18 protein-coding genes are annotated in these 20,558 nt (G+C 63.5%); 3 read left to right on the top strand and 15 right to left on the bottom strand.

Going from position 1 to position 20,558, the window contains the following annotated elements:
* Positions 1-54: 54 nt before the first annotated feature.
* The 12 genes from HX851_RS15195 to HX851_RS15140 form a co-directional block, all read right to left on the bottom strand.
* Positions 55-759 (bottom strand): hypothetical protein, encoded by a 705-nt coding sequence (locus HX851_RS15195; RefSeq protein ID WP_177060925.1) that lies wholly within the window; start codon positions 757-759, stop codon positions 55-57.
* A 76-nt stretch (positions 760-835) separates the two neighbouring features.
* On the bottom strand, positions 836-1,444 hold the full coding sequence (locus HX851_RS15190) for a hypothetical protein (RefSeq protein ID WP_177060927.1): 609 nt from the start codon (positions 1,442-1,444) through the stop codon (positions 836-838).
* A gap of 120 nt (positions 1,445-1,564) precedes the next feature.
* On the bottom strand, positions 1,565-4,246 hold the full coding sequence (gene tssH / locus HX851_RS15185; RefSeq protein WP_177065939.1) for a type VI secretion system ATPase TssH: 2,682 nt from the start codon (positions 4,244-4,246) through the stop codon (positions 1,565-1,567).
* Complete coding sequence (gene tssG, locus HX851_RS15180) at positions 4,239-5,285, bottom strand: type VI secretion system baseplate subunit TssG (RefSeq protein ID WP_256262516.1); 1,047 nt, start codon at positions 5,283-5,285, stop codon at positions 4,239-4,241. The genes tssH and tssG overlap by 8 nt, the downstream gene beginning before the upstream one ends.
* Positions 5,270-7,147, bottom strand: a complete 1,878-nt coding sequence (tssF, locus tag HX851_RS15175; protein WP_177060945.1) for a type VI secretion system baseplate subunit TssF — start codon at positions 7,145-7,147, stop codon at positions 5,270-5,272. The genes tssG and tssF overlap by 16 nt, the downstream gene beginning before the upstream one ends.
* Entirely contained in the window at positions 7,144-7,662 is a 519-nt protein-coding gene (gene tssE, locus HX851_RS15170; RefSeq protein WP_177065946.1) for a type VI secretion system baseplate subunit TssE, read from the bottom strand. Before tssE ends, tssF begins: the two co-directional genes overlap by 4 nt.
* 75 nt (positions 7,663-7,737) lie before the next feature.
* A complete protein-coding gene (locus HX851_RS15165) occupies positions 7,738-8,217 on the bottom strand; it encodes an Hcp family type VI secretion system effector (protein WP_177060949.1) in 480 nt (159 codons plus the stop codon).
* 103 nt (positions 8,218-8,320) lie between these two features.
* The gene (gene tssC, locus HX851_RS15160) at positions 8,321-9,817 is read right to left on the bottom strand and encodes a type VI secretion system contractile sheath large subunit (protein WP_256262708.1); all 1,497 of its coding nucleotides are present in this window, start codon (positions 9,815-9,817) and stop codon (positions 8,321-8,323) included.
* A gap of 102 nt (positions 9,818-9,919) precedes the next feature.
* Complete coding sequence (tssB, locus tag HX851_RS15155) at positions 9,920-10,420, bottom strand: type VI secretion system contractile sheath small subunit (protein ID WP_177060956.1); 501 nt, start codon at positions 10,418-10,420, stop codon at positions 9,920-9,922.
* 76 nt (positions 10,421-10,496) lie between these two features.
* Positions 10,497-11,537 carry a type VI secretion system protein TssA gene (gene tssA / locus HX851_RS15150; RefSeq protein ID WP_369680911.1) on the bottom strand — a complete coding sequence of 347 codons (1,041 nt, stop codon included), beginning with the start codon at positions 11,535-11,537 and terminating at the stop codon, positions 10,497-10,499.
* Positions 11,538-11,694: 157 nt separating this feature from the next.
* The gene (locus HX851_RS15145; protein WP_177065945.1) at positions 11,695-12,819 is read right to left on the bottom strand and encodes a catalase family peroxidase; all 1,125 of its coding nucleotides are present in this window, start codon (positions 12,817-12,819) and stop codon (positions 11,695-11,697) included.
* 57 nt (positions 12,820-12,876) lie between these two features.
* On the bottom strand, positions 12,877-13,803 hold the full coding sequence (locus HX851_RS15140) for an anti-sigma factor family protein (RefSeq protein ID WP_177060968.1): 927 nt from the start codon (positions 13,801-13,803) through the stop codon (positions 12,877-12,879).
* A 374-nt stretch (positions 13,804-14,177) separates the two neighbouring features.
* On the opposite strand from HX851_RS15140, the gene HX851_RS15135 reads away from it, so the two are divergent.
* Entirely contained in the window at positions 14,178-14,777 is a 600-nt protein-coding gene (locus HX851_RS15135) for an RNA polymerase sigma factor (protein ID WP_177060970.1), read from the top strand.
* A 121-nt stretch (positions 14,778-14,898) separates the two neighbouring features.
* Here HX851_RS15135 and HX851_RS15130 read toward each other — a convergent pair whose 3' ends face one another.
* The 3 genes from HX851_RS15130 to HX851_RS15120 all read right to left on the bottom strand — a co-directional run bounded on the left by HX851_RS15130 (position 14,899) and on the right by HX851_RS15120 (position 18,238).
* Positions 14,899-15,966, bottom strand: a complete 1,068-nt coding sequence (locus HX851_RS15130; protein WP_369680912.1) for a hypothetical protein — start codon at positions 15,964-15,966, stop codon at positions 14,899-14,901.
* A gap of 97 nt (positions 15,967-16,063) precedes the next feature.
* Positions 16,064-17,275, bottom strand: a complete 1,212-nt coding sequence (locus HX851_RS15125; RefSeq protein WP_177060972.1) for an MFS transporter — start codon at positions 17,273-17,275, stop codon at positions 16,064-16,066.
* An 84-nt stretch (positions 17,276-17,359) separates the two neighbouring features.
* On the bottom strand, positions 17,360-18,238 hold the full coding sequence (locus HX851_RS15120) for a LysR family transcriptional regulator (protein WP_177065944.1): 879 nt from the start codon (positions 18,236-18,238) through the stop codon (positions 17,360-17,362).
* Between the two features lie 155 nt (positions 18,239-18,393).
* On the opposite strand from HX851_RS15120, the gene HX851_RS15115 reads away from it, so the two are divergent.
* Positions 18,394-19,746, top strand: a complete 1,353-nt coding sequence (locus tag HX851_RS15115) for a GntP family permease (protein WP_177060976.1) — start codon at positions 18,394-18,396, stop codon at positions 19,744-19,746.
* Between the two features lie 28 nt (positions 19,747-19,774).
* A complete protein-coding gene (locus HX851_RS15110; protein ID WP_177060978.1) occupies positions 19,775-20,548 on the top strand; it encodes a glucose 1-dehydrogenase in 774 nt (257 codons plus the stop codon).
* The last annotated feature ends 10 nt before the right edge of the window (positions 20,549-20,558 follow it).

Genomic DNA, 20,558 nt, shown 5'->3' with positions numbered 1-20,558 from the left:
AGGGATTTATTCCGTCGCTGCGCGTATTTATCTCGCCAGGCAGCAACCCGCGGGTCAGCTCAAACCGATCAGGTTCTTCATGAAGTCGGTCGATGCGCTGGCGATCAGGTCACCCGGACCGCCACGCGGCGCCCAGAGCGGATCGTTCGGATTCGATGCGGCGCCCTCCAGTTGTGCCTGCCATTGATAGGCGATTTCGGTGTGGCTCTCATCGTCGCAGTGATGAAGGATGTTGATGTCCACGTCCCGCGCATATTCCGCCAGAAAGGCCCGCCGCAGGGCCTGGCCAGGCGGCAGGTAGCCGAGGACATGGCGCATCACGTTCAAGTAGTCGTTGTGCTGGTCGGCCGGATAGAAAATCCGCTTGTGCGCCGCGTCCTCCGAACTGAGGGGGGCGACCGAGCCGCCGTACTTGCCGTTGTAGAGAAAGTTGGCCGCATGCAGAAACACTTCATGGGCCAGGGTATTGGCGTAGCGCCCCTGCTTCTCCACCGACGATACGTTATCGGTGATCCGCGTGATCGCGATCTGCACGCCCTGGGGCTGCATCGCCGTGTAGCCGTGGCACTCCTCTTCGCCGGCGGCGACGGGATTGATCGCGTACAGGGTGATGGTCGAGAAGTTGCGCTGCATCAACGGACTGAAAGCGCTCATGACATAGGGCGCGATCTGCACCAGATCGGCCGGGCATGAGGCGTCATACGCCACGTTCGCCACCGGTGCCAGGGTAAATCCACCTGCAATGACGGGAAAGGCCATTTCACTTGCTCCTGTGCCAGGTCAGGCGGGGTCGCCTGCTTGAAAGACAAATCGAAAGTCGCCGACGGCAGCCAGCTCAGGAGCCCAACTGGACCAGGTAGTGGTCATCGAACTTGAGTTCCTTCTTCACGCCCGCACCCGACAGATAGTTGAGGTAGTGTTTGTAGAGCTGCTTGAAGAAATCGAGCTTGCCCCTGGCGCTGATACGGTATTCGCCCGAATTGGGATCGAAGAAGCTCATGCCATTGCGGTCGGCGTAGATTCCGCACACATGGGAAGGCCCGCCGCACTCGAAGGTGAAGAGCCAGACGTAATAGCCCGGCTGCGTGCTGTCGATATGCTGCGCGAGGGTCGCCAGCCCATCGAGGCCCTGGGCCTCGATGGAGGAACTGTCCACCAGTCCGCAGATGTTCGGCAGGTTGGCCTTGATGCGTTGGGTGGTGTCGAGGATCAGCGTGTTATTGAACGCACTGCAGTAGCTTTCGATCCGGCACCAGGTATCGTCGCGGCTGAGGAAGGCACAGCGATTGGCCGGGGATTGCGCCGGTACCTGCAAGTGCCGGTTCAGCCAGGCGAAGGTCGCGCCGACACAGGCGCCGCCAGCCAGGCTGGGCATGGCTTGCAGGTAGGGATTCTTGGACAGTTGCGCGCGCTGCTTGAACTTGGCGACACGGTGCCACTTCATTGCAATTGGTGTTTTCCACGCTACATAGGGCATTTCGGCTACCTGGATTTCATGACTTGAATAAACCGCGACCCGGGCCCGGTCGAAGACGATCGGGTCGCTTGTGGGGACAATACGGGTTCAGAGATCGGCCAGCGGCGGCGGACCAGGCTCCCCTTCGAAGGCATAGGCGAACTCGGCGTCGCGGACCTCCAGGTGCACCCGCGAGGCCGGCGTCCCGGCCATCAGCCGCTTGAGGAATTCGGTACTGATGGTGGGCAGTAGCGCATTGGTCAGGATCGCGTCGATCATCCGCCCGCCGCTTTCCAGTTCCGTGCAGCGGCTGGCGATCAGGCGCACGACGTCGTCGCTGTAGCTGAACGGAATCCGGTGGCTGCTCGCCAGGCGCTTGCCGATACGCTGCAGTTGCAGGCGAATGATCGAACCGAGCATCTCGTCGTTGAGCGGGTAGTACGGAATCACCACCAACCGCCCGAGTAATGCCGGCGGGAATACCTCGAGCAGCGGTCCGCGCAGGTCCTTGGCGATCTGCTCGGGTTCGGGCTGGGCCTGGCCGTTGCACAGGCGGCTGATCAGCTCGGTGCCGGCGTTGGTGGTGAGCAGGATCAGGGTGTTCTTGAAGTCGATCACCCGGCCCTCGCCGTCTTCCATCCAGCCCTTGTCGAAAACCTGGAAAAACAGTTCGTGGACATCCGGATGCGCCTTCTCCACCTCGTCCAGCAGCACCACGCTGTAAGGCTTGCGGCGTACCGCCTCGGTGAGCACGCCGCCTTCGCCGTAACCGACATAACCCGGCGGCGCGCCCTTGAGGCTGGAGACGCTGTGGGCTTCCTGGTACTCGCTCATATTGATGGTGATGACGTTCTGTTCACCGCCATACAGGGCTTCGGCCAGGGCCAGGGCGGTCTCGGTCTTGCCCACCCCCGAGGTACCGGCGAGCATAAATACCCCCACCGGCTTGCCGGGGTTGTCGAGGCCGGCGCGGGAGGTCTGGATACGTCGGGCGATCATCTCCAGGGCATGACGCTGACCGATGATCCGCCGGGACAGGCGCTCGGCCAGATTGAGCACGTTGTCGATCTCGTCACGGACCATGCGCCCGACCGGAATTCCGGTCCAGTCCTGCACCACCGCGGCCACCGCCTGTTCGTCCACGCCCAGCAGCAACAGCGGTGTCTCGCCCTGCTGTCGGGCCAGTTCTTCCTGCAGGCCGCGCAGTTCCCCCAGCCATTGCTCGCGCCGGGTTTCATCGACAACCGCTTGCGGCTCGCGCAGTTGGCTGCGCAGGGCCATGATCTGCCGCACCAGCGCCTGCTCGGCGGCCCAGCGGGCTTCCAGTTGATCCAGGCGCCGATGCTCAATCGCCAATTGTTCACTGGCCGCTGCCAGGCGCGTCGCCGTGTCGACACCAATCGCCCGTTCGCGGGCGATGATCGCCAGCTCGACCTCCAGGGCCTCGATGCGCCGACGGCTGTCGTCGACTTCAGCGGGCACCGCATGCAGGCTGATGGCAACCCGCGCACAGGCAGTGTCCAGCAGGCTGACCGCCTTGTCCGGCAGTTGCCGCGCCGGGATATAGCGATGGGACAGGCGCACCGCCGCTTCCAGGGCCGAGTCGAGAATCTGCACCTGGTGATGCTGTTCCATGGTCGCGCTGATGCCACGCATCATCAGCAACGCCTTGGCCTCGTCCGGTTCGTCGACCTGCACGGTCTGGAAACGCCGGGTCAGCGCCGGGTCCTTCTCGATATGCTTCTTGTACTCGGCAAAGGTGGTGGCGCCGACAGTGCGCAGGGTGCCGCGGGCCAGGGCCGGCTTGAGCAGGTTGGCCGCGTCGCCGGTACCGGCAGCACCACCGGCGCCCACCAGGGTATGGGTTTCGTCGATAAACAGGATCACCGGCCTGACGCTGGCCTGCACCTCGTCGATCACCGAACGCAGGCGCTGTTCGAACTCGCCCTTCATGCTGGCGCCGGCCTGCAACAGGCCGACATCGAGGACCAGCAGTTGCACGTCCTTGAGGCTCGGTGGCACGTCGCCACGAGCGATGCGCTGAGCAAATCCCTCGACCACGGCGGTCTTGCCGACCCCCGCCTCGCCCACCAGGATCGGGTTGTTCTGGCGGCGACGCATGAGGATATCGACCACCTGGCGAATCTCGTCGTCACGGCCGACGATGGGATCCATCTTGCCGCTGCGGGCCTGTTCGGTGAGGTCGACGGTGAACTTCTTCAGGGCTTCCTGACGACCCATGGCCGCCGGCGCCGTGGCGCCGAGGTCCTCTCCGGGCGCGGTGTGGAAACCATCGCTGGCTTGCATCAGGGCTTCGGGGGAATCCTTGAGCAGCTCGGCGAAATGCTCGCCGAGATCGTCGACACGGATCTGCTTGAAGGCGCTCGACACGCCATACAAGACATTGCGCAGGCCTGGGGTTTTCAGCAGGCCGAGCAGCAGGTGCCCGGAACGCACCTGGGATTCGCCGCACATCAGCGTGCCGTAGACCCAGCCCCGCTCCACCGCTTCCTCCACTTGCGAAGACAGATCGGTGACCGCCGTGGAACCCCGGGGCAGGCGATCCAGGGCCGCCGTCAGTTCCCGCGCCAACAGCGCCGCATCCAGTTGGTAATGGCGGACCAGCCGCGCCAGGTCGGAATCGGCCAGTTGCAGGAGTTGATGCAGCCAGTGCACCAGTTCCACATAGGGATTACCGCGCAGTTTGCAGAACACCGTGCTGCTTTCGATGGCCCGGTAGCAGAGGCTGTTGAGCTTGCCGAACAGGGCGACGCGACTGATATCAGCCATGGACTGGTCCTTCATGGGAGGTGGATTCGGGGCGCGGGGCACGCCGTGGACTGACCACCAGTTGGCGATCATCGCGCTCGGGGGCCTTGCTGCTGAGCCAGCTGGTCCAGCCCAGGGGCGCATCGCGTCCCAGGCGCAGGCCCGGTAATTGTTCTTTCTTGACGATCAGGTTGACGTCCCAGTCCAGGCCGAGCCCGGCGTATTGGCGCACCCAGTCGGTGAGGCGCCGCATACTCTCGCCACCGGGCAGCAGGCGGCGGGTCTGTTCGAGGTCCAGCGGGCCCATTACCAGGCGAAACTTGTGCTGGGTGTTCCAGACCTTCTTGCCGAGCACCGTGGTCACGCCGAGCACCGGCGCGTCGGGGCCGCTGCGCAGGCCGCCGAGACCGTCGGCGGGCAGGCTCATCCAGTGGCCGACGAACTCCTGGACCTTGACCGGCACCTGGAAAAAATCACTGAGCACCGCCGCCAGCCCGGCGGCATTGCGCGCCTGCGGGCCGAGACGACCGGCGTAATGCAGCTTGGCCACATCCGGCACGGCATCACGGGCGCGCAGGGATGGCAGGCCGATGCCGATCAGCGAGCCGAGATAACGGGCAAAGTGGTCCGCCTGCGGCCGGTCCAGGCTCAGGGCCGGCTGGGCGCTGGCCCAAGCGCGATAGAACAGGCTGATCAGGCGGTGATGGAACAGGTCGCAGAAGCGCGCCAGGGTCGGGTCGCCCATATTGCGCTGGCGGTCGCGGATGTATTCGGTCAGGTGCGTGGGCAGCGGGCCGTTGGCACCCAGCAAGCCGAAGAAGTTCATCAACAGCTGCGGTGCCCTGCCCTCGCCACGGGACTCCAGGCCCGCCAGCATTGCCGGCTCGAAGGCCAGCGACGGTTGCTGGCCCAAGCGCAGAGCTTCGTCGGCCGGGCGCTGGGCCTGGCCGATCCTGGGCAATTCGGGATAGGCGCACTCCACCAGGCGCAAGGCCGCGTAGAAATCGAAAGACGCCGGTCGCTGCCGCAACTGCTCCAGCAGCGCTAGAGGATCTCGCATCGTCCCACCTGCGCCGGCCAGTGCATGATCGTGCCGCGCGTCGTGCTCTTGATCACGGTTTCGGTGAACGAGTTGAGCGACACGTATTTGGCGAAGAACCGTTCCAGCACCGCCCCCAGGACAAACACCCCGCTGCCTTCGAAGGCACTTTCATCGAGGCTGACACTGATCTGCAGGCCACGGCCATAGGTGATCGGCCCGGGCACCGGCAGGCGCCGCACGATGGTTTCGGCGGTGACCGAGCGCAGTCCTTCGATCTGCTTGTGGGCCGCCGAATCTTCGCTGGCGCAGTACAGCCGCAACAGTTCGCGCAGGGCCGTCGCGCCTTGTTGCGGGTCCTGGTCGAGCAACGACAGGTAGTTCAGGGACAGGTGGCTGACCAGGCGCCAGGCGGTTTCCCCTTCGGCATGGGACGCCGCCGGCCTGGTCGGCCCGACGACACAGCGCACCGATTGCACCGGCGCCCCGGACTCGATGGTGAAGTCGGTCTTGCCGCTGCCCACCGGCATGCTCAGGACCAGGTCGCGGTTGGTGCACAGGGTGTCGATACCCAACTGGCGCAGGCCGCTGCGATACGGCGCTTCATGGGCATCCACCAGGGACAGGAACAGTTCACTGCCGATATAGCTGGAACGCGGGCCCTGGCGGCGCTGTTGCTCGGACAGACGGCGAGTGTCGCGGCGTACCTGGTAATAGGCGCTACGCTCGCGGGCCGAGTGCAGGTCGTTGGCGGTGTAGAACGAATGAAAGGTCTGCGCCGCCTCGGCCCCGCTGCCGTAGCCGGTGACATTGAGGATCTGATAGATCTCGTAGTCCATCGGCCGGGTGCGATCGGGAACCACGTGGTAATCCGATTGCAGGTCGGACAGATGGACCCGGTCGGTACGCCGGGCAAACAGGTTGATCGCCGGGGTGCAATACAGGGCGAAGTTGGTCGCACTGAGGCTCTGCTCCAGCAGCGGCTCGAACTTCTTGAACAGCACCACCACATCGATTTCCGTTGCCAGGCAACGGCGGGTGGCGCGCTCCAGGCCACCGAGTTCGGCGAACATGAAACGCTGCGGCAGGGCGAAGTATTCCTGCAACAGGCGGTAGCCCTGGAACGTCCTCGGGCCCACCGGCAGCAATGCTTCCTCATCGCTGTAGCCGAGGCCGCGAATGGCCGACCTGGGTACGATTTCGTGCCAGTCGATATGCTCCTGCACCGGCAGGACCAGCATGCCGACGGACTGGCCGAGCAGGTGCTCGAGAATCCGCGAAGGCAGCGCTTCGGCGCCACGGATATGCAGCGGCAGGCGATCCAGTTCAAGCTCGCTGAAGTTCAGCCCCGCGCCGACTCGCAGACGCAGGCGCAAGGCCCCCTTGACGCCGCCCAGGCGCGACAGGTCGACGCCGCTGACCTGCCCGGAGCAGGCGAAGTAGCGCGCCTCCACCAGTTCCATCGGCCACAGCGTGACCTCATGGGCCGTACGGAACTCGCAGGTGGTCTGGTCGCCCTTGCCGAGCAGGCTGTTCAGGGCCGTGCCACGGGGTACGCTGACGCCACGGGCGAGGTTGCCCTCGTTCATGTCCGGTTGCAGTTGCACCACCGTCATCGACGGTGTGGGTGCCAGGTACTGGGGATAGACCAGTTCCAGCAGATGGTTGGTGAAGCGCGGAAACTCGGCGTCGATCTTCAGTTGCACCCGCGCCGCGAGAAAGCTGAAGCCCTCCAGCAGGCGCTCCACATAGGGATCGGCGCAGGCATGGTTTTCCAGCCCCAGCCGACCGGCGATCTTCGGGAAGTCATGGGCGAACTCGCCGCCCATTTCCCGCAGGTGCTGGAGTTCACGCTCGTAGTAATGCAGCAGTTTCGAGTTCACCGCAAATCCCTTGATTCAATGTCGAAGACCTTCACCTCGCCCGCTTCCAGGTCCAGTTCGGTCTTGAGGTACAGGCGCTCCGGCAGCGGTTGGCCCCAGAGTTCGCCGTGGATCTCGAAGGTCACCTGGTTGGGGCTGGCCGCCGCACCCGCCGAGGCAATAGCCTCGACCCGCACGCTGTCGCGCAGGATGCGCGGTTCGAAATCCCAGATCGCCTGGCGGATGCGTCGCCCCAGCTCCTCGCGATCGAGCCCCGCCGCGGTCTTGCCGGAGAGGTCCGGCAGGCCGAAGTTGAGTGCCGATTGCGCGGTCAGCGGGTGGCCCGCCAGGTCCCGGAAGCTGCCGAGGCTGGTACTGTTGAGCAGCCAGCCGAGGTCGCGCAGCACCGCCTTGCGCAAGCCGCGCATCGACAGCACGCGCTTGTCCCGCGACTCCTGGGTGGCCTGGGTATCCTCGTCGGTCAGGCGATCGAGCAACGAGGGTTGCAGGCGCTCTTTGCTGGTCAGTTCAGCCATGCAGCGACACCTCCGGAAAAGACAACCGGCCGGCACCCTGGCGCCGGCTCGGCAAAACCTGCAGCCAGGTCGGCATCAGATTTTCGCGTTGGCTTCCAGGTCCCACTTCTTCGCGGTGCCGGTGGTGATCTTGTCGCCACTGAAGGAGTCGTACTTGTAGCTGATCTTGGTGAAGTTGATGGAGAAGCTCTCGCTCGGACGTTCGCCGCTGCTGCTGACCGAATAGGAACTGATGATCGCCTCTTCCAGTTCGATGGTCAGGAACACCTGCTGCTTCTTGTCCGGGCCGCCGGTCTGGATGAAGTGGATCTCGGCCTTGCCCAGGCTCTTGCCGCAGACGGCCTCCATGAACAGGTCGGCCGAGGCGATATCGGTGGCCTTGCTCAGGGAGATTTCCGAGAACGACGGGTTGCTGGTGTCACGGTCGGCACCGCCGCCGCTGGTGGAGATCGCCCGGCCAACACCCATCTGGATCGCGTCGATGGTGATCCAGTCGGTGTGAGCCGAGACCGTCGAGGTGCCTTTGATTTTGGTGGCGAAATTAAGCAGGATCATGGTGATTACCTTTCAGGTGAAATAAGGGATTTGCCGGTGCTGCGGTGAACAGAAGCTCGGAGGTAAAAAGGCGGCGGACGTTGCGCACAACGCCCGCCCCGACTCAGGTCTTGGCCGACGGCAGCTTGGAAACCAGGCGCAGGGACACGGTCAGGCCTTCGAGCTGGTAGTGCGGACGCAGGTAGAACTTGGAGCTGTAGTAGCCGGGATTGCCTTCGATTTCCTCGACCACCACTTCGGCGCCGGCCAGCGGCTTGCGCGCCTTGTCGGCTTCGGAAGCGGTCGCCGGGTTGTGCTCGACGTACTTGCCGATCCAGTTGTTGAGCCAGGTCTGCATGTCGGAGCGTTCCTTGAACGAACCGATCTTGTCGCGCACGATGCACTTGAGGTAATGGGCGAACCGGCAGGTGGCGAACAGGTACGGCAGCCGCGCGGCCAGGTTGGCGTTGGCGGTGGCATCCGGGTCGTCGTACTCGGCCGGCTTGTGCATCGACTGGGCGCCGATAAAGGCCGCCAGGTCGCTGTTCTTCTTGTGCACCAGGGGCATGAAGCCGTTCTTCGCCAGCTCCGCTTCGCGGCGGTCGCTGATGGCGATCTCGGTCGGGCAGGTCATGTCGACGCCGCCGTCATCGGTCGGGAAGGTATGCACCGGCAACCCCTCCACCGCGCCGCCGGATTCGATGCCGCGGATCTGCGAGCACCAGCCGTAGTGCTTGAACGAACGGTTGATGTTCACCGCCATGGCATAGGCGGCGTTGGCCCAGGTGAAGTCCTTGCTGCCGATGCCGTCGACGCTTTCCTCGAAATCGAACTCCTCGACCGGGTTGGTCTTGGCACCATAAGGCGCGCGCGCGAGGAAGCGCGGCATCGCCAGGCCGACGTAGCGCGAGTCCTCGGAGGCACGGAAGCCACGCCAGGCCGCGTGCTCGGGGGTCTGGAAGATTTTGGTCAGGTCCCGCGGGTTGGCCAGTTCCTGCCAGGAATCCATGAGCATCACGCTGGGATCGGCGGCGGTGATCAGTGGGCAGTGGGCCGCCGCGCTGACCTTGGCCATCTGGCTCAGCAACTCGACATCCGGCGCGCTGTTGTTGAAGTAGTAGTCGGCGACAAAGGTGCCATAGGGCTCGCCGCCGAACTGGCCGTATTCCTCTTCATAGAGCTTCTTGAACAGCGGGCTCTGGTCCCAGGCCACGCCCTTGAACTTGCGCAGGGTCTTGTGCACTTCGTTCTTGGAAATGTTCATCACCCGGATCTTCAGCGACTCGTCGGACTCGGTGTTGGTGACCAGGTAATGCAGGCCGCGCCAGGCGCTTTCCACCGACTGGAATTCGGGGTTGTGGAGGATATGGTTGACCTGCTCGGACAGCTTCTGGTCCAGCGCGGCGATCAGGCCCTCGATGGTGCCCAGTACATCGTTGGACACCAGGTGGGTACCTTGCAGGGCCTGTTCGGCCAGGGTGCGCACGGCGCTTTCGACCGCTTCCTTGGCCTTGTCGGTCTTGGGCCTGAACTCTTTCTGCAGGAGGCTGGCGAAGTCTCCCGGGTCGAATTCGTTGCTGGTGGCGGCCGGTTGCAGGCCTTCCAATGGGGTGGTGGACATAACGGTTCCCTCAAATTTTGGGCGAAGTCGTCCTGCACCGGTTTCCAGGGCCTGTGGCGCTGGGGACCGGCGGGAGTCACTGTCTATCGGAAAAGCGGAAACTTACTCGGCGGGTTTCGGCGCCGCGCTGAGTGCCTGCATGACCGCCGGCTGGTTGAGCAATTTGGCGATCAGTTCTTCGGCACCGACCTTGCCGTCCATGTAGGTCAGCAGGTTGGACAACTGGTTGCGGGCGGTGAGCAGCTCATTGAGCGACGGCACCTTGCGCGCCACGGCGCCGGGACTGAAGTCGTCCATGTTCTCGAAGGTGATCTCCACCGGCAGGTTGCCCTCGCCCGTCAGGGTGTTCGGCACCTGGAACGCGACACGCGGCTTCATCGACTTGAGGCGCTCGTCGAAGTTGTCGATATCGATCTCCAGGAACTTGCGCTCGGCCACCGGCGGCAACGGCTCGGCCGGCTTGCCCGAGAGATCCGAGAACACGCCCATGACAAACGGCAGTTGCACGGTTTTCTCGGCACCGTAGATCTCCACGTCGTATTCGATCTGGACGCGCGGTGCACGGTTGCGGGCGATGAACTTCTGACTGTTTTCTTTTGCCACGGGAATTCTCCGGTGCGGTGTGAAGGAACGCAGTTGCCTGCATCAAGCCCGGAGGAACGGGCTTGCCGGCGCCTGCCTAGTCATCGTGATTGTCGTTGCGGAGACCGCTGACCAAGGCCAGTTGCGCCAGGCCATCGGGCGCCAGGTCTTCCAGCAGCTCGATAAAACTCTTGTCCACCAGCTTGCGTGCGCGCTGCAGCAGCAAGGGCACCGGGCTGGTGGGTTCGTGAAGGGCAAAGTAGGTGCAAAGCTTGTCGAGCATCAGCCGCACATCGTCGCGGTTGCTGATTTCGCCACGAACCTGGGCTGGCGTGGCGAACGATGCGGCTTCGGCCGGCGACAACACGACCGGTGCCTCCACCACGCTATCCGACAGTCGTTGCCGTACGGCTTCGGCCGCCCGGCGCAGCATCGTGGACAAGGCACTCAGGTCGATGGAGTGGGCCACGCCGACCTTTTCCGTCAGCACCCGCTCGATATTCACGCTGCGGTCGAAGGCGCTGCGCAGCGCCGCCTCGGTCGCGGCCAGCGCGTCCTGTCCGGCTTCCTGGAACGTCGCCTCGATCACCGCGAGGGAAGGCTTTTCCTGGCCTTCGCCAGCGGGCAGTTCGCCACTGGCGAGGTCGAGGTCACGCAGGCTGACGGCCCCCAGGCTGCGCGCCCGGGCCAGCGGCGCATCGCGCAGTTCCTGGAGGATGCCACCGGCCTCGCACAACGACGCGAGGATATTGACCCGTAGCAGTGGATCGTTGTCGTCATCCGGGTCCAGTTGCGGGTGTACCGCGTCCCATTGTCCGGACAGCAGCGCTTCGATCAGTTGGAGGCCGCCGGCGAAACCTTCAACGCCCTGGAGATTGAGCTGGGCGCGGGTAAGGTACAGGGCCAGGCGCAGGTCGCGGCTGCGCGCCATCAGGGGCAGGACCATGGCCATCACCTGCTGCCAGTTCGCCGGCGTGGCCTGGGTCAGACTGTCGCCGTACTCGACCTCGGGCTTGCCCTGGGCTTCTTCTTCCAGCAAGAGGAAATCGGCGTCGTATTCGAGGCTGACGCCGCAGGGCTCGGCGTCGCTCAGCGGCGCGGCCAGGGCGAGGAAATCGGCGTTCAGGGAATCAGCCACGGGCGCCCTCCTCGACCACGCGGCCATCAACGGCCGGGCGTGGCGCGGACTCGCTCGGGTGGCGGTATTGCAGGTCGGTGGACAGGCCCATCGAATCTCTCTCCCGGATAACGTCGCATTACGCGTACTCAGGGAGAGAACAATCGACCTTCGAACTTTATTCCGAAGAACCGTAAATATTTACCGCGCAGTTCTCGCAATGCTCTACCGCGCGGGCGCCGGCGGGATCGGAGGTGGCGGGAACACGTCCGCCCTCCAGCAGGCGCCGCCGATGGGACTCGGCGTAGGCCGCGCCCCGCGCCAGCAGCAGCGGATCGTTGGAAGGTTCGATGCCCGGTGGCAGCATCAGCGGGTTGAAATCGACGTCACGACAGGCACCGTCGATCTGCGACTCGACCTTGTCGATCACCAGCACGCCGGCGTCGATATGCGTACGCTGGGCCGGCCATTGACGGGTGGCGTCGTCGGTCGGATCACCGTGTTCGGCCAGGGTGATGATCAGGTGCCAGCGCACCGGTCCCTGGACCAACCGGGTAGACAGGCCGTAGGCAAGAAAGTCGGGGTCATCGCCGCTGCCCTGCTCGGCACTGACAGGCTGGTAGGGCGATTCCGGGACCATGGCCCAACGCACCGCGCGAACCTGCTGGTGGCGGTCGATGAAGTGAAAGGCATTGACGCTATAGAACGTGCTGTTATCAAACCCCGAGGATGGAGGATTGTTCTCCAGCCAGCGGGCAAAGGCACGGTCTTCCGGATGGGCCCGGCGGAACGCCTCGACCTTTTGCGGATCGGAATGTCCCGTGGCCTTGTCCGGCATGAAGGCCTGCATCTGTTCGAACAGGGCCCGCGGCGTACGCACTGGAAACACCGGTGTCGAGTTCATCGCCAGGCGCCAGAGTTCACCGTCATCGGTGAGCAGGCTCAGGGACAGGCTGCGTACATCGCCCCGCGCATCGTTCATCGTCGGGTTGCCACCGGCAATCGACAGGCGCCCGATCACCGGCACCACCCCTGGCTTGAAAGCGTTGGCCACCGACAGCGCACTGGCGTTGCCACTGCCCTGGAAATAACCGCTGATGCAGGTGCCCTTGGCGTGGTTGCGACGAAATCCCGGATGCGGGCCGGCGGATGCCTCGAACTCGTCGACCATCTGCGCAGCCGTCGGCGGCGGCGCGGACGACGACGGTGTCGAGGCGAAGTTACGGGCTTGAAAGAGCACGGCGCCGACGCAAACGATTGCGAAGACAAGGGGAGCAAGACGCCAGTGATGGTGGTTATTCATTGAGCCTACCCGGAAGACGAGGCATCGGTTTCGCAATGCCTCCCCGCTCCAGCCTGGTTATTGCTGGAGAGCGGCGATCCACAGCGGCGCGGGAGATCCGGCGAACAACTGACCGGTGCTACGGTTGGCGACCATCCGCGCCACGGCGTTCAAGTCCACGCCCTGGGGCTCGCCGATCAGCGCATAGCCCAGCTCAGACTGTCGCCAGGTCACAACGTTCATCCCGGACACCTGTTGTTGCGCGGTCGATTGATCGGGCATCAGCTCCTTCATTACGCAAAGGGCGATGGGCGCACCGTTTGCGGGCAGGTAGACCAACTGGATCAGCGCTTTGTCATTGAAACGCAGGCGCTGCACTCTTTTGAACGTCAAGCCGACGGATGTCAGGTCGGGAATACGCAAGGCCAGGCCATCTTCCGAACGTATATCGGCGAGGGTCTTTTGCACGACTTCCGAGTCCGGTGTGACGTAACTCACAGTATCGCGGGTATACAACTGTTGATAATTGGCCGCCTGCCGAACCCAGGGGGATGCCTGTACAACTGTCGGGCCTCGCAGCTCGGTTTCACCATGTAACAGGGTGGTGACAATTCCACTCTCTACAACCAATCCATAACACACTGCACCGGCGGCAAATGTTGTTATCATCCAGGCAAACTTTGGTCGCCCCTGACCGAACAAACGGGCAAAAAAGCTGTCTGCTCTAGGCACCGGCTGAGCCTTGAGTGTTTGAGAAGGGTTCTCTGCACCAGTAGTGGCACGCTGTCCGGTCAACGCCTCAATCTTGTGCACGAGACTCTCGGGCACCGGCGGCAGGCTTTGACGGGCAAAGGCCTGATCGTAGGGAAGGCAGGAAGCCATCAAGCGCGAGACGCGCTCGGCCAGGTCCGGCGATGCGTCCATGAGCCGCTCCAGTTCCTGGCACTGCTGCGGTGACAGCTCACCGTCAACATAGGCCATCAGCAGGGCATCATCCGCTACCATGGGATCGAGTCTCCTTTAAAGATTCATCGTTGCACTTTAGGGAACAGGCCTTGTGGGCCGCAGGGGCGACTTAAGTGGGTAGGAAAGTTGCCACTATATTGCCATCATCGTATTCATTAAAACAGTCATAACATACTGACGCTGAAGCAATACCGAAATCAATTCCGATACATTATAAGTCTTTTTTGCAGTGCAGTATCACGGTAGGTTTTTATCGAATCGAGTGGCACAATACTTGCCGCTGCGATTGTATCAATTCTGCTACAACGGAATATGAAACACGCAATACCATCCCAGGGATTGGCACCGGTCACGGGATGACCTCGCAACTCGACGCTGTACTTCAGGCTGGCATGTTAATAAAAAGAGGAAATATGTCGATCACCGGTGCAGATTTACCCGCACTGCTTCCTGGGCTGCTACCGCGCCTGTGGGCGTTTGCGCTGCGGATTTCGGGCGACAAGCACGACGCCGAGGACCTGGTGCAACTGGCCTGCGTGCGCGCCCTGGAGCGAGCGCATCAGTTGCAGCCGGATACGTCGGTGCTGAGCTGGATGTTCTCCATTGTCCATTCCACCTGGATCAACGAGCTGCGTTCGCGCAATGTGCGCAGTCGCTCGCGCCAGGACTGGAACGACGAATTCCTCGAGACCGTCAGCGACCCGAACGCACAGACGCCGGAAACCGACCTGCTGCACCATCAGATCCTTACGGCGGTCGAGCAGTTACCCGACACCCAGCGTGAAGTGATGCTGCTGGTGGGTGTGGAACGCTTCAGCTACAAGGAAGCCGCGGAGATTCTCGACCTGCCCATCGGCACGGTGATGAGTCGCCTGTCACGGGCCCGCCAGGCCATTGGCGCCCTCTTCGGCGCGGAAAAATCCGTCGCGGCCAAACGCAGCACTCCGCCACTGCGGGCACGCCCTGTACCGCAGCCGCAATTCGGTCACCCCGGCAATACCTCGATCTCCTGACACGGACGTCACGCCCCAGGATCGTCTGGTCACCCGCTTCACACCCTTCGACTGTTTCGCAACGGCGCGAACCTCGAACCCGAGAACGAAACCGCCTGTTCCGTTCATGGATTCAAGTCGCTCAGCGGAACGTTATCGTCTCGAAATCCGCTGAAGTACCCGCCGCCTGCCGCGCCAGTTCGGCAATCGCCAACGTGCGCGTGGTGCCTTCGTTCCACGGATTGGTGTAGGTCACCAGGCCCGCCGCCGGATCGATACGGATCACTGCGAAGGCATGGCCGTCGCCCTGGGTCCAGTCACCGCCGCGGCTCGGCTTGCCGCCGAAGACCATGGCCGTGCGGCTGCCGACATCGGCGGCATGGCGCGTGAGGAAGTCGACGATGCCCTGGGCGCTGGTGTCGCGATCCGCCAGACGCTGGTGCTCACCGAAGTGACCGGCCAGCAACTCCATGACCTTGTTGGTCGGCAGGGCGCCCTTCTTCGGATCCATATGGAAATACTGGAACATCGCCCCCACCAGCGCCGCGGCGGAAGGATCGCCGGTGCCGTACTGATCGAGGTCGCTGCCGCTCAGGTGATAGACCGTTGTCGGATCGCCGGGCAGGCTGATCGTGAACGAACCGTCCGGGTTGCCGGTGACCGTCTTGTGCAGGATCGCCTCGCCGACACGGGTATTGGAAAACGTCTTGACCACCGAGATGCCCACGCAGTCGCCCTCGCTGGTCTGGTTCAGGTGGGTGCCGACAGGCCCCGGGATCGGTGTGCCCTGCAAGGTGCCAGGATTCCATTTGCCGACAAACAGCACACTGCCCTTGGCATCGCGGTGCAAGGCATTGAGGCTACCGTCGGCACTGAACGAGCCGTCCGACAGCGAGGCAATGATGTTCTTCGCATCGGTATCGAGGTTCGCCCGGGCACCGCCATCGATTTTCAGCGCGGCCTGGAACGCCTGGGCGGCAGCAACGATGCGCTGCCGGGTGGCGTTGTCCAGAGGCGCGCCACGGCTTTGCCCCAGCACATGGGCGAGGTCACGCAAGCTGCCTTCTATGGCGCGCACACCAATCGGCGGGGCATTGTCGGTCGCTGTTGCCGCCTGCGTGCCGCCGACGCAGGCAACCGTCAGGGCACAGGCAAGCAGGGATCGGCGCAGACCGCAGGTAAAGGCAGGACAATCGAATGAGCGAAACACGCGGACATCTCCCGGACGGATGGACCTGAAGGTATTCAGACCCTGACCTGGGACCTGCCGCATTCGATTCTGTTACTGCCCTTCGACAAATTTCATCTTAGACGGTGACCGGACGCACCACTGGCCGCCGCACGACATACAGCAGCAGGCTGACCGCCGCCACCTCACAGCAGGCCGCTACCCAACCCAGGTCAGCCGAGGTCCCGGCCACCAGGGTAAAGGAGCCCAGTGCGGCCCCCAGGGAAATCCCCAGGTTGAGAAACGAAGCATTCAGCGACAGCGCCACCGGTGCCACCCGTGGACCGGCTGTTTCCACCAGGCGCGACAACTGCGACGGGAAGAACGACCAACCGGCCAGCCCCCAGCACATGAGCACCAGCAACACCGGCACCAGGGCCTGGCTCGGTGGCAGCCAATGAGCGATCAGCGACAGGCTGGCGAAGCTGGCGATCAACACCAGCAGGGCCGCCACGCCGACCTTGCGATGGCCCAGCCGATCGCTCAGGTAACCGCCGCCGAACATGCCGATTGCCGCCGAGATCCCCCAGACAAACAACACCTCGCTGATGCTCGAACCGGAAATCCCGGTGGTCGTGGTCAGGTAGGACGCCAGGTAGGTGTAGTTGCAGAATGCGCCGGTGGTCCACAGGGTGGTGACCAGGATGATGCGCAGCACCGCCGGATTCTTCGCCACCGCGAGCCGCTCCGACAGGCTGGCAGTGGGCATGCCCCGCCCGACATGCTGATGCAGCCCCAGCAATAATCCGCCAAGGGCAATCAACGCCAGGACCGCGACACCGGCAAAGGTCATGCGCCAGCCCAACTGGTTGCCGATCAGGGTGCCCAGGGGCACACCGATCACCAGGGCCAGGGTGGTCCCGCCATTGACCACCGCCAGCGCCGAACCACGTTTTTCCGGCGGCACCAGCGCGGCGGCCAGGGCATTGGCATTGGGCGCATACAGCCCGGCCGCGAAGGCCAGCAGCAGCCGCGCGCCCAACAGCGTCCAGTAACCCTGGGCCTCGAAAGCCAGGAGATTGGCGAAAACGAATCCCAGCATCGAGCAGATCAGTACTTTTCGCTTATCAAAGTGACCGGTCAGCGTAGTCATGATCGGAGAGCTGATGGCATAGGCCAAAGCAAAAAAAGTCACCAGTTGCCCGGCCTGCTCGATGCTCACCGAAACATCGCTGGCGATCCCCGGCAGCAGGCCGGCGATCATGAAACCTTCGGTGCCGATGGCAAAGGTGCCAAGCGCCAACCAGAACAGGGAGGAATAGCCGGGTGTTCCAATGGACGCTGAGGTCATGGCTGGGTTCCGAACGGGGGCAGGGTTGAATGTCGGCTTCAATATGACCAGTTGGCTTAAAGCAGTCAATTAGCTTTAGTGAAATCAGAAAAACAATTCATCCATCAGGTTGAACACCGTGCACTTGATCGCCGTGTCCAATTCGATCCAGGCCAGCCCGGTGGTGGCGCGGTAGCCGCCGAGGTCCAGCGGTCGCGACACGACATTCACCGGCAGTGCGCGACCGGCATGGGACGGTAGCAGCCCGACACCCAGCCCGGCGGAAACCAGCGCCAGCATGGTAGTGAATTCGCCGAGTTCCGAGGCGATCTGTAGTTGCACGTCAAGGTTCGCCAGGGCCTGCATCAGGCCATCGTGGAATCCGGGGGCGTAACGCCGGGCGAGGACAAATACCGGCACCCGTTCCAGATCCTTCGCCTGCAACCTCTGGTGTTGTGCCAACGGATGATCGGCCGGCAGGGCGAGCATGAACGACTCGCGCAGCACTTCGCGGGTCTGCACGCCGCTGTAGGCCACCGGCAGACGCATCAGGCCGAAGTCCAGCTGACCATTTTGCAGGGCCTGGGCCTGGTCCGGTCCCGGCAGGTCCTTGAGTTCCAGTTCGATACGTGGAAAGCGCTGGTGCAGCGTACGCACCAGCGTCGGCAGGATCTCCGGCAGTACCGACGAGACAAAGGCCAGGCGCACCCGGCCGATTTCGCCGCGTCCGGACGCTCGCGCCATATCGATGGCGTGGGCTGACTGGTGCAGGGTCGCGCGGGCTTCCGGGAGGAAGATCCGCCCGACCTCGGTCAGTGCCACCGAATGCCGGTTGCGGTCCAGCAAGCGTACCCCGAGTTCCTCCTCCAGCAGCTTGATCTGCATGCTCAGGGCCGGCTGCACGATCGACAGGCGCTGCGCCGCCCGACTGAAATGCAGCTCCTCGGCCAGCACCACAAACGCCCGCAAATGCTTGAGTTCCATCACGCATCGCCCCATGCCCGGAATTGGTTATCACTGATTTCGATCACCATATCAGCAATGAACATTGGACGCTTGTGCCTTACTACGCTGAAGTACAGCGGTCACCCAACGAGGTGACATAGCAATGCCTTATAAGAACGATAACAGGAGGCTCCATGTTCCCACTGGCCCACGACACTTATCTGCTGCTCGATGCCCTGGTCACCATCATCGGCTTGATCCTGCTGATCACCCACCTCAAGGTCCACCCCTTCGTCGCCCTCACCCTCGCCGCCGGCTTCCTCGGCCTGACCTCCGGCATGCCGGTGGACAAGGTGATGAAATCCTTCCAGGACGGCTTCGGCGGCGTGCTCGGCTTTGTCGGCATCATCCTCGGCCTGGGCACCATGCTCGGCAAGCTGATGGCCGACTCCGGCGGCGCCGACCAGATCGCCCGCACCCTGATCCGTGCTTTCGGCAAACAACGCGTGCACTGGGCGATGATGTTTTCCGCCTTCCTGGTGGGCATCCCGCTGTTCTTCGAAATCGGTTTCGTGCTGCTGATCCCGCTGGTATTCATCGTTGCACGACGGACCGGACTGCCCTTGATCAAGGTCGGCATGCCGCTGCTCGCCGGCTTGTCGGTGGTGCACGGCCTGGTGCCACCCCATCCGGGTCCGCTGCTGGCGATTGGCGTGTTCGGCGCGGACATCGGCAAGACGATTTTCTATGGCCTGATCGTCGGCCTGCCCACTGCGGTGATCGCCGGCCCGCTGTTCGGCAACCTGATTTCCCGTTATGTGCCGGTCACGCCGTCCGAGGAGTTGATGGAGCAGATCGCCAAGGAGTCCAGCGGGGAAAACCTGCCGGGTTTCGGCATCACCGTGTTGACCATCCTGCTGCCGGTGTTCCTGATGATGCTCAAGACCTTCGCCGATGTGGCCTTCGCCGCCGAGCATCCGTTCCGACTATGGATGGACTTCATCGGCCATCCGATCACCGCCCTGCTCGCCGCCCTGCTGCTGGCGTTCTACACCTTTGGCATGGCCCGTGGTTTTTCCCGGGAGCGGATCGGCAAGCTGCTCGACTCCAGTCTCGCCCCCACCGCCGCCATCGTGCTGATCGTCGGTGCCGGCGGCGGCTTCAAGCAGATGCTGGTGGCCAGTGGCGTCGGTGACGTGATCGGGCATATGGCGGTGCGCGCCGAGATCTCGCCGATCCTCCTGGCCTGGCTGGTGGCCGCGGTGATCCGTGTGGCGACCGGCTCGGCCACGGTGGCGACCATCACCGGTGCCGGCATCGTCGCCCCGGTGATCGGTCTGATGCCGGGGGTCAACCGCGAACTGCTGGTGCTCGCCACCGGCGCCGGTTCCCTGGTCCTGTCCCATGTCAACGACGCCGGCTTCTGGCTGGTGAAGCAGTATTTCAACATGACCGTGGTGGAAACCTTCAAGACCTGGACCCTGATGGAAACCGTGCTGTCGTTCTCGGCACTGGGTTTCATCCTGCTGTTGTCCCTGGTTGTCTGAATCCCCACCGCAAGAGGAGCGTCAACCCATGCAAGCGGTACTAGAGCGTTTTCGTCTCAACGGTCGGCTCGCGCTGATCACCGGTTCCAGCAGCGGCATCGGCCTCGCCATCGCCCGGGGCCTGGCCCAGGCCGGCGCGCGGGTGGTGCTCAACGGGCGTAATCGGCAAACCCTGGAAGACAGTGCCCGGATCCTTGCGGAGGAAGGCCTGGAGGTGCATATGCAGGCCTTCGATGTCACCGACGGCGAGGCCGTGCGCGAGGCCGTGGCGCAGATCGAAAGCCGTCTCGGCCCGATAGAGGTCCTGGTCAACAATGCCGGCATGCAGCGGCGTGGGCCGCTGGAAGAGTTTACCGAAAGCCACTGGCATGAGCTGATGCGCACCAATCTCGACAGCGCGTTCCTGGTCGGCCAGGCCGTGGCCCGGCATATGATCACGCGCCAACGCGGACGGATCATCAATATCTGCTCGGTGCAAAGCGAACTCGGTCGCCCCGGCATCGCCCCCTATGCCGCCAGCAAGGGCGCACTGAAAATGCTGACCAAGGGCATGGCCGTCGACTGGGGCCCCCATGGCCTGACCGTCAACGGCATCGGCCCCGGTTATTTCAAGACCGAACTGAATGCCGCGCTGGTGGCCAATCCGCAGTTCAGCGACTGGCTGGTCCAGCGCACCCCAAGCCGGCGCTGGGGCGAAGTCGCGGAACTGGCCGGTGCCGCGGTTTTTCTCGCCAGTGACGCGGCCAGCTTCGTCAACGGCCATATCCTTTATGTCGACGGCGGCATCACCGCCTCGTTGTGATCCGGGAGAC

Source organism: Pseudomonas gingeri, from assembly GCF_013385635.1.
Taxonomy (GTDB): domain Bacteria; phylum Pseudomonadota; class Gammaproteobacteria; order Pseudomonadales; family Pseudomonadaceae; genus Aquipseudomonas; species Aquipseudomonas gingeri_A.
This window is presented reverse-complemented; position numbering and strand designations above follow the sequence as displayed.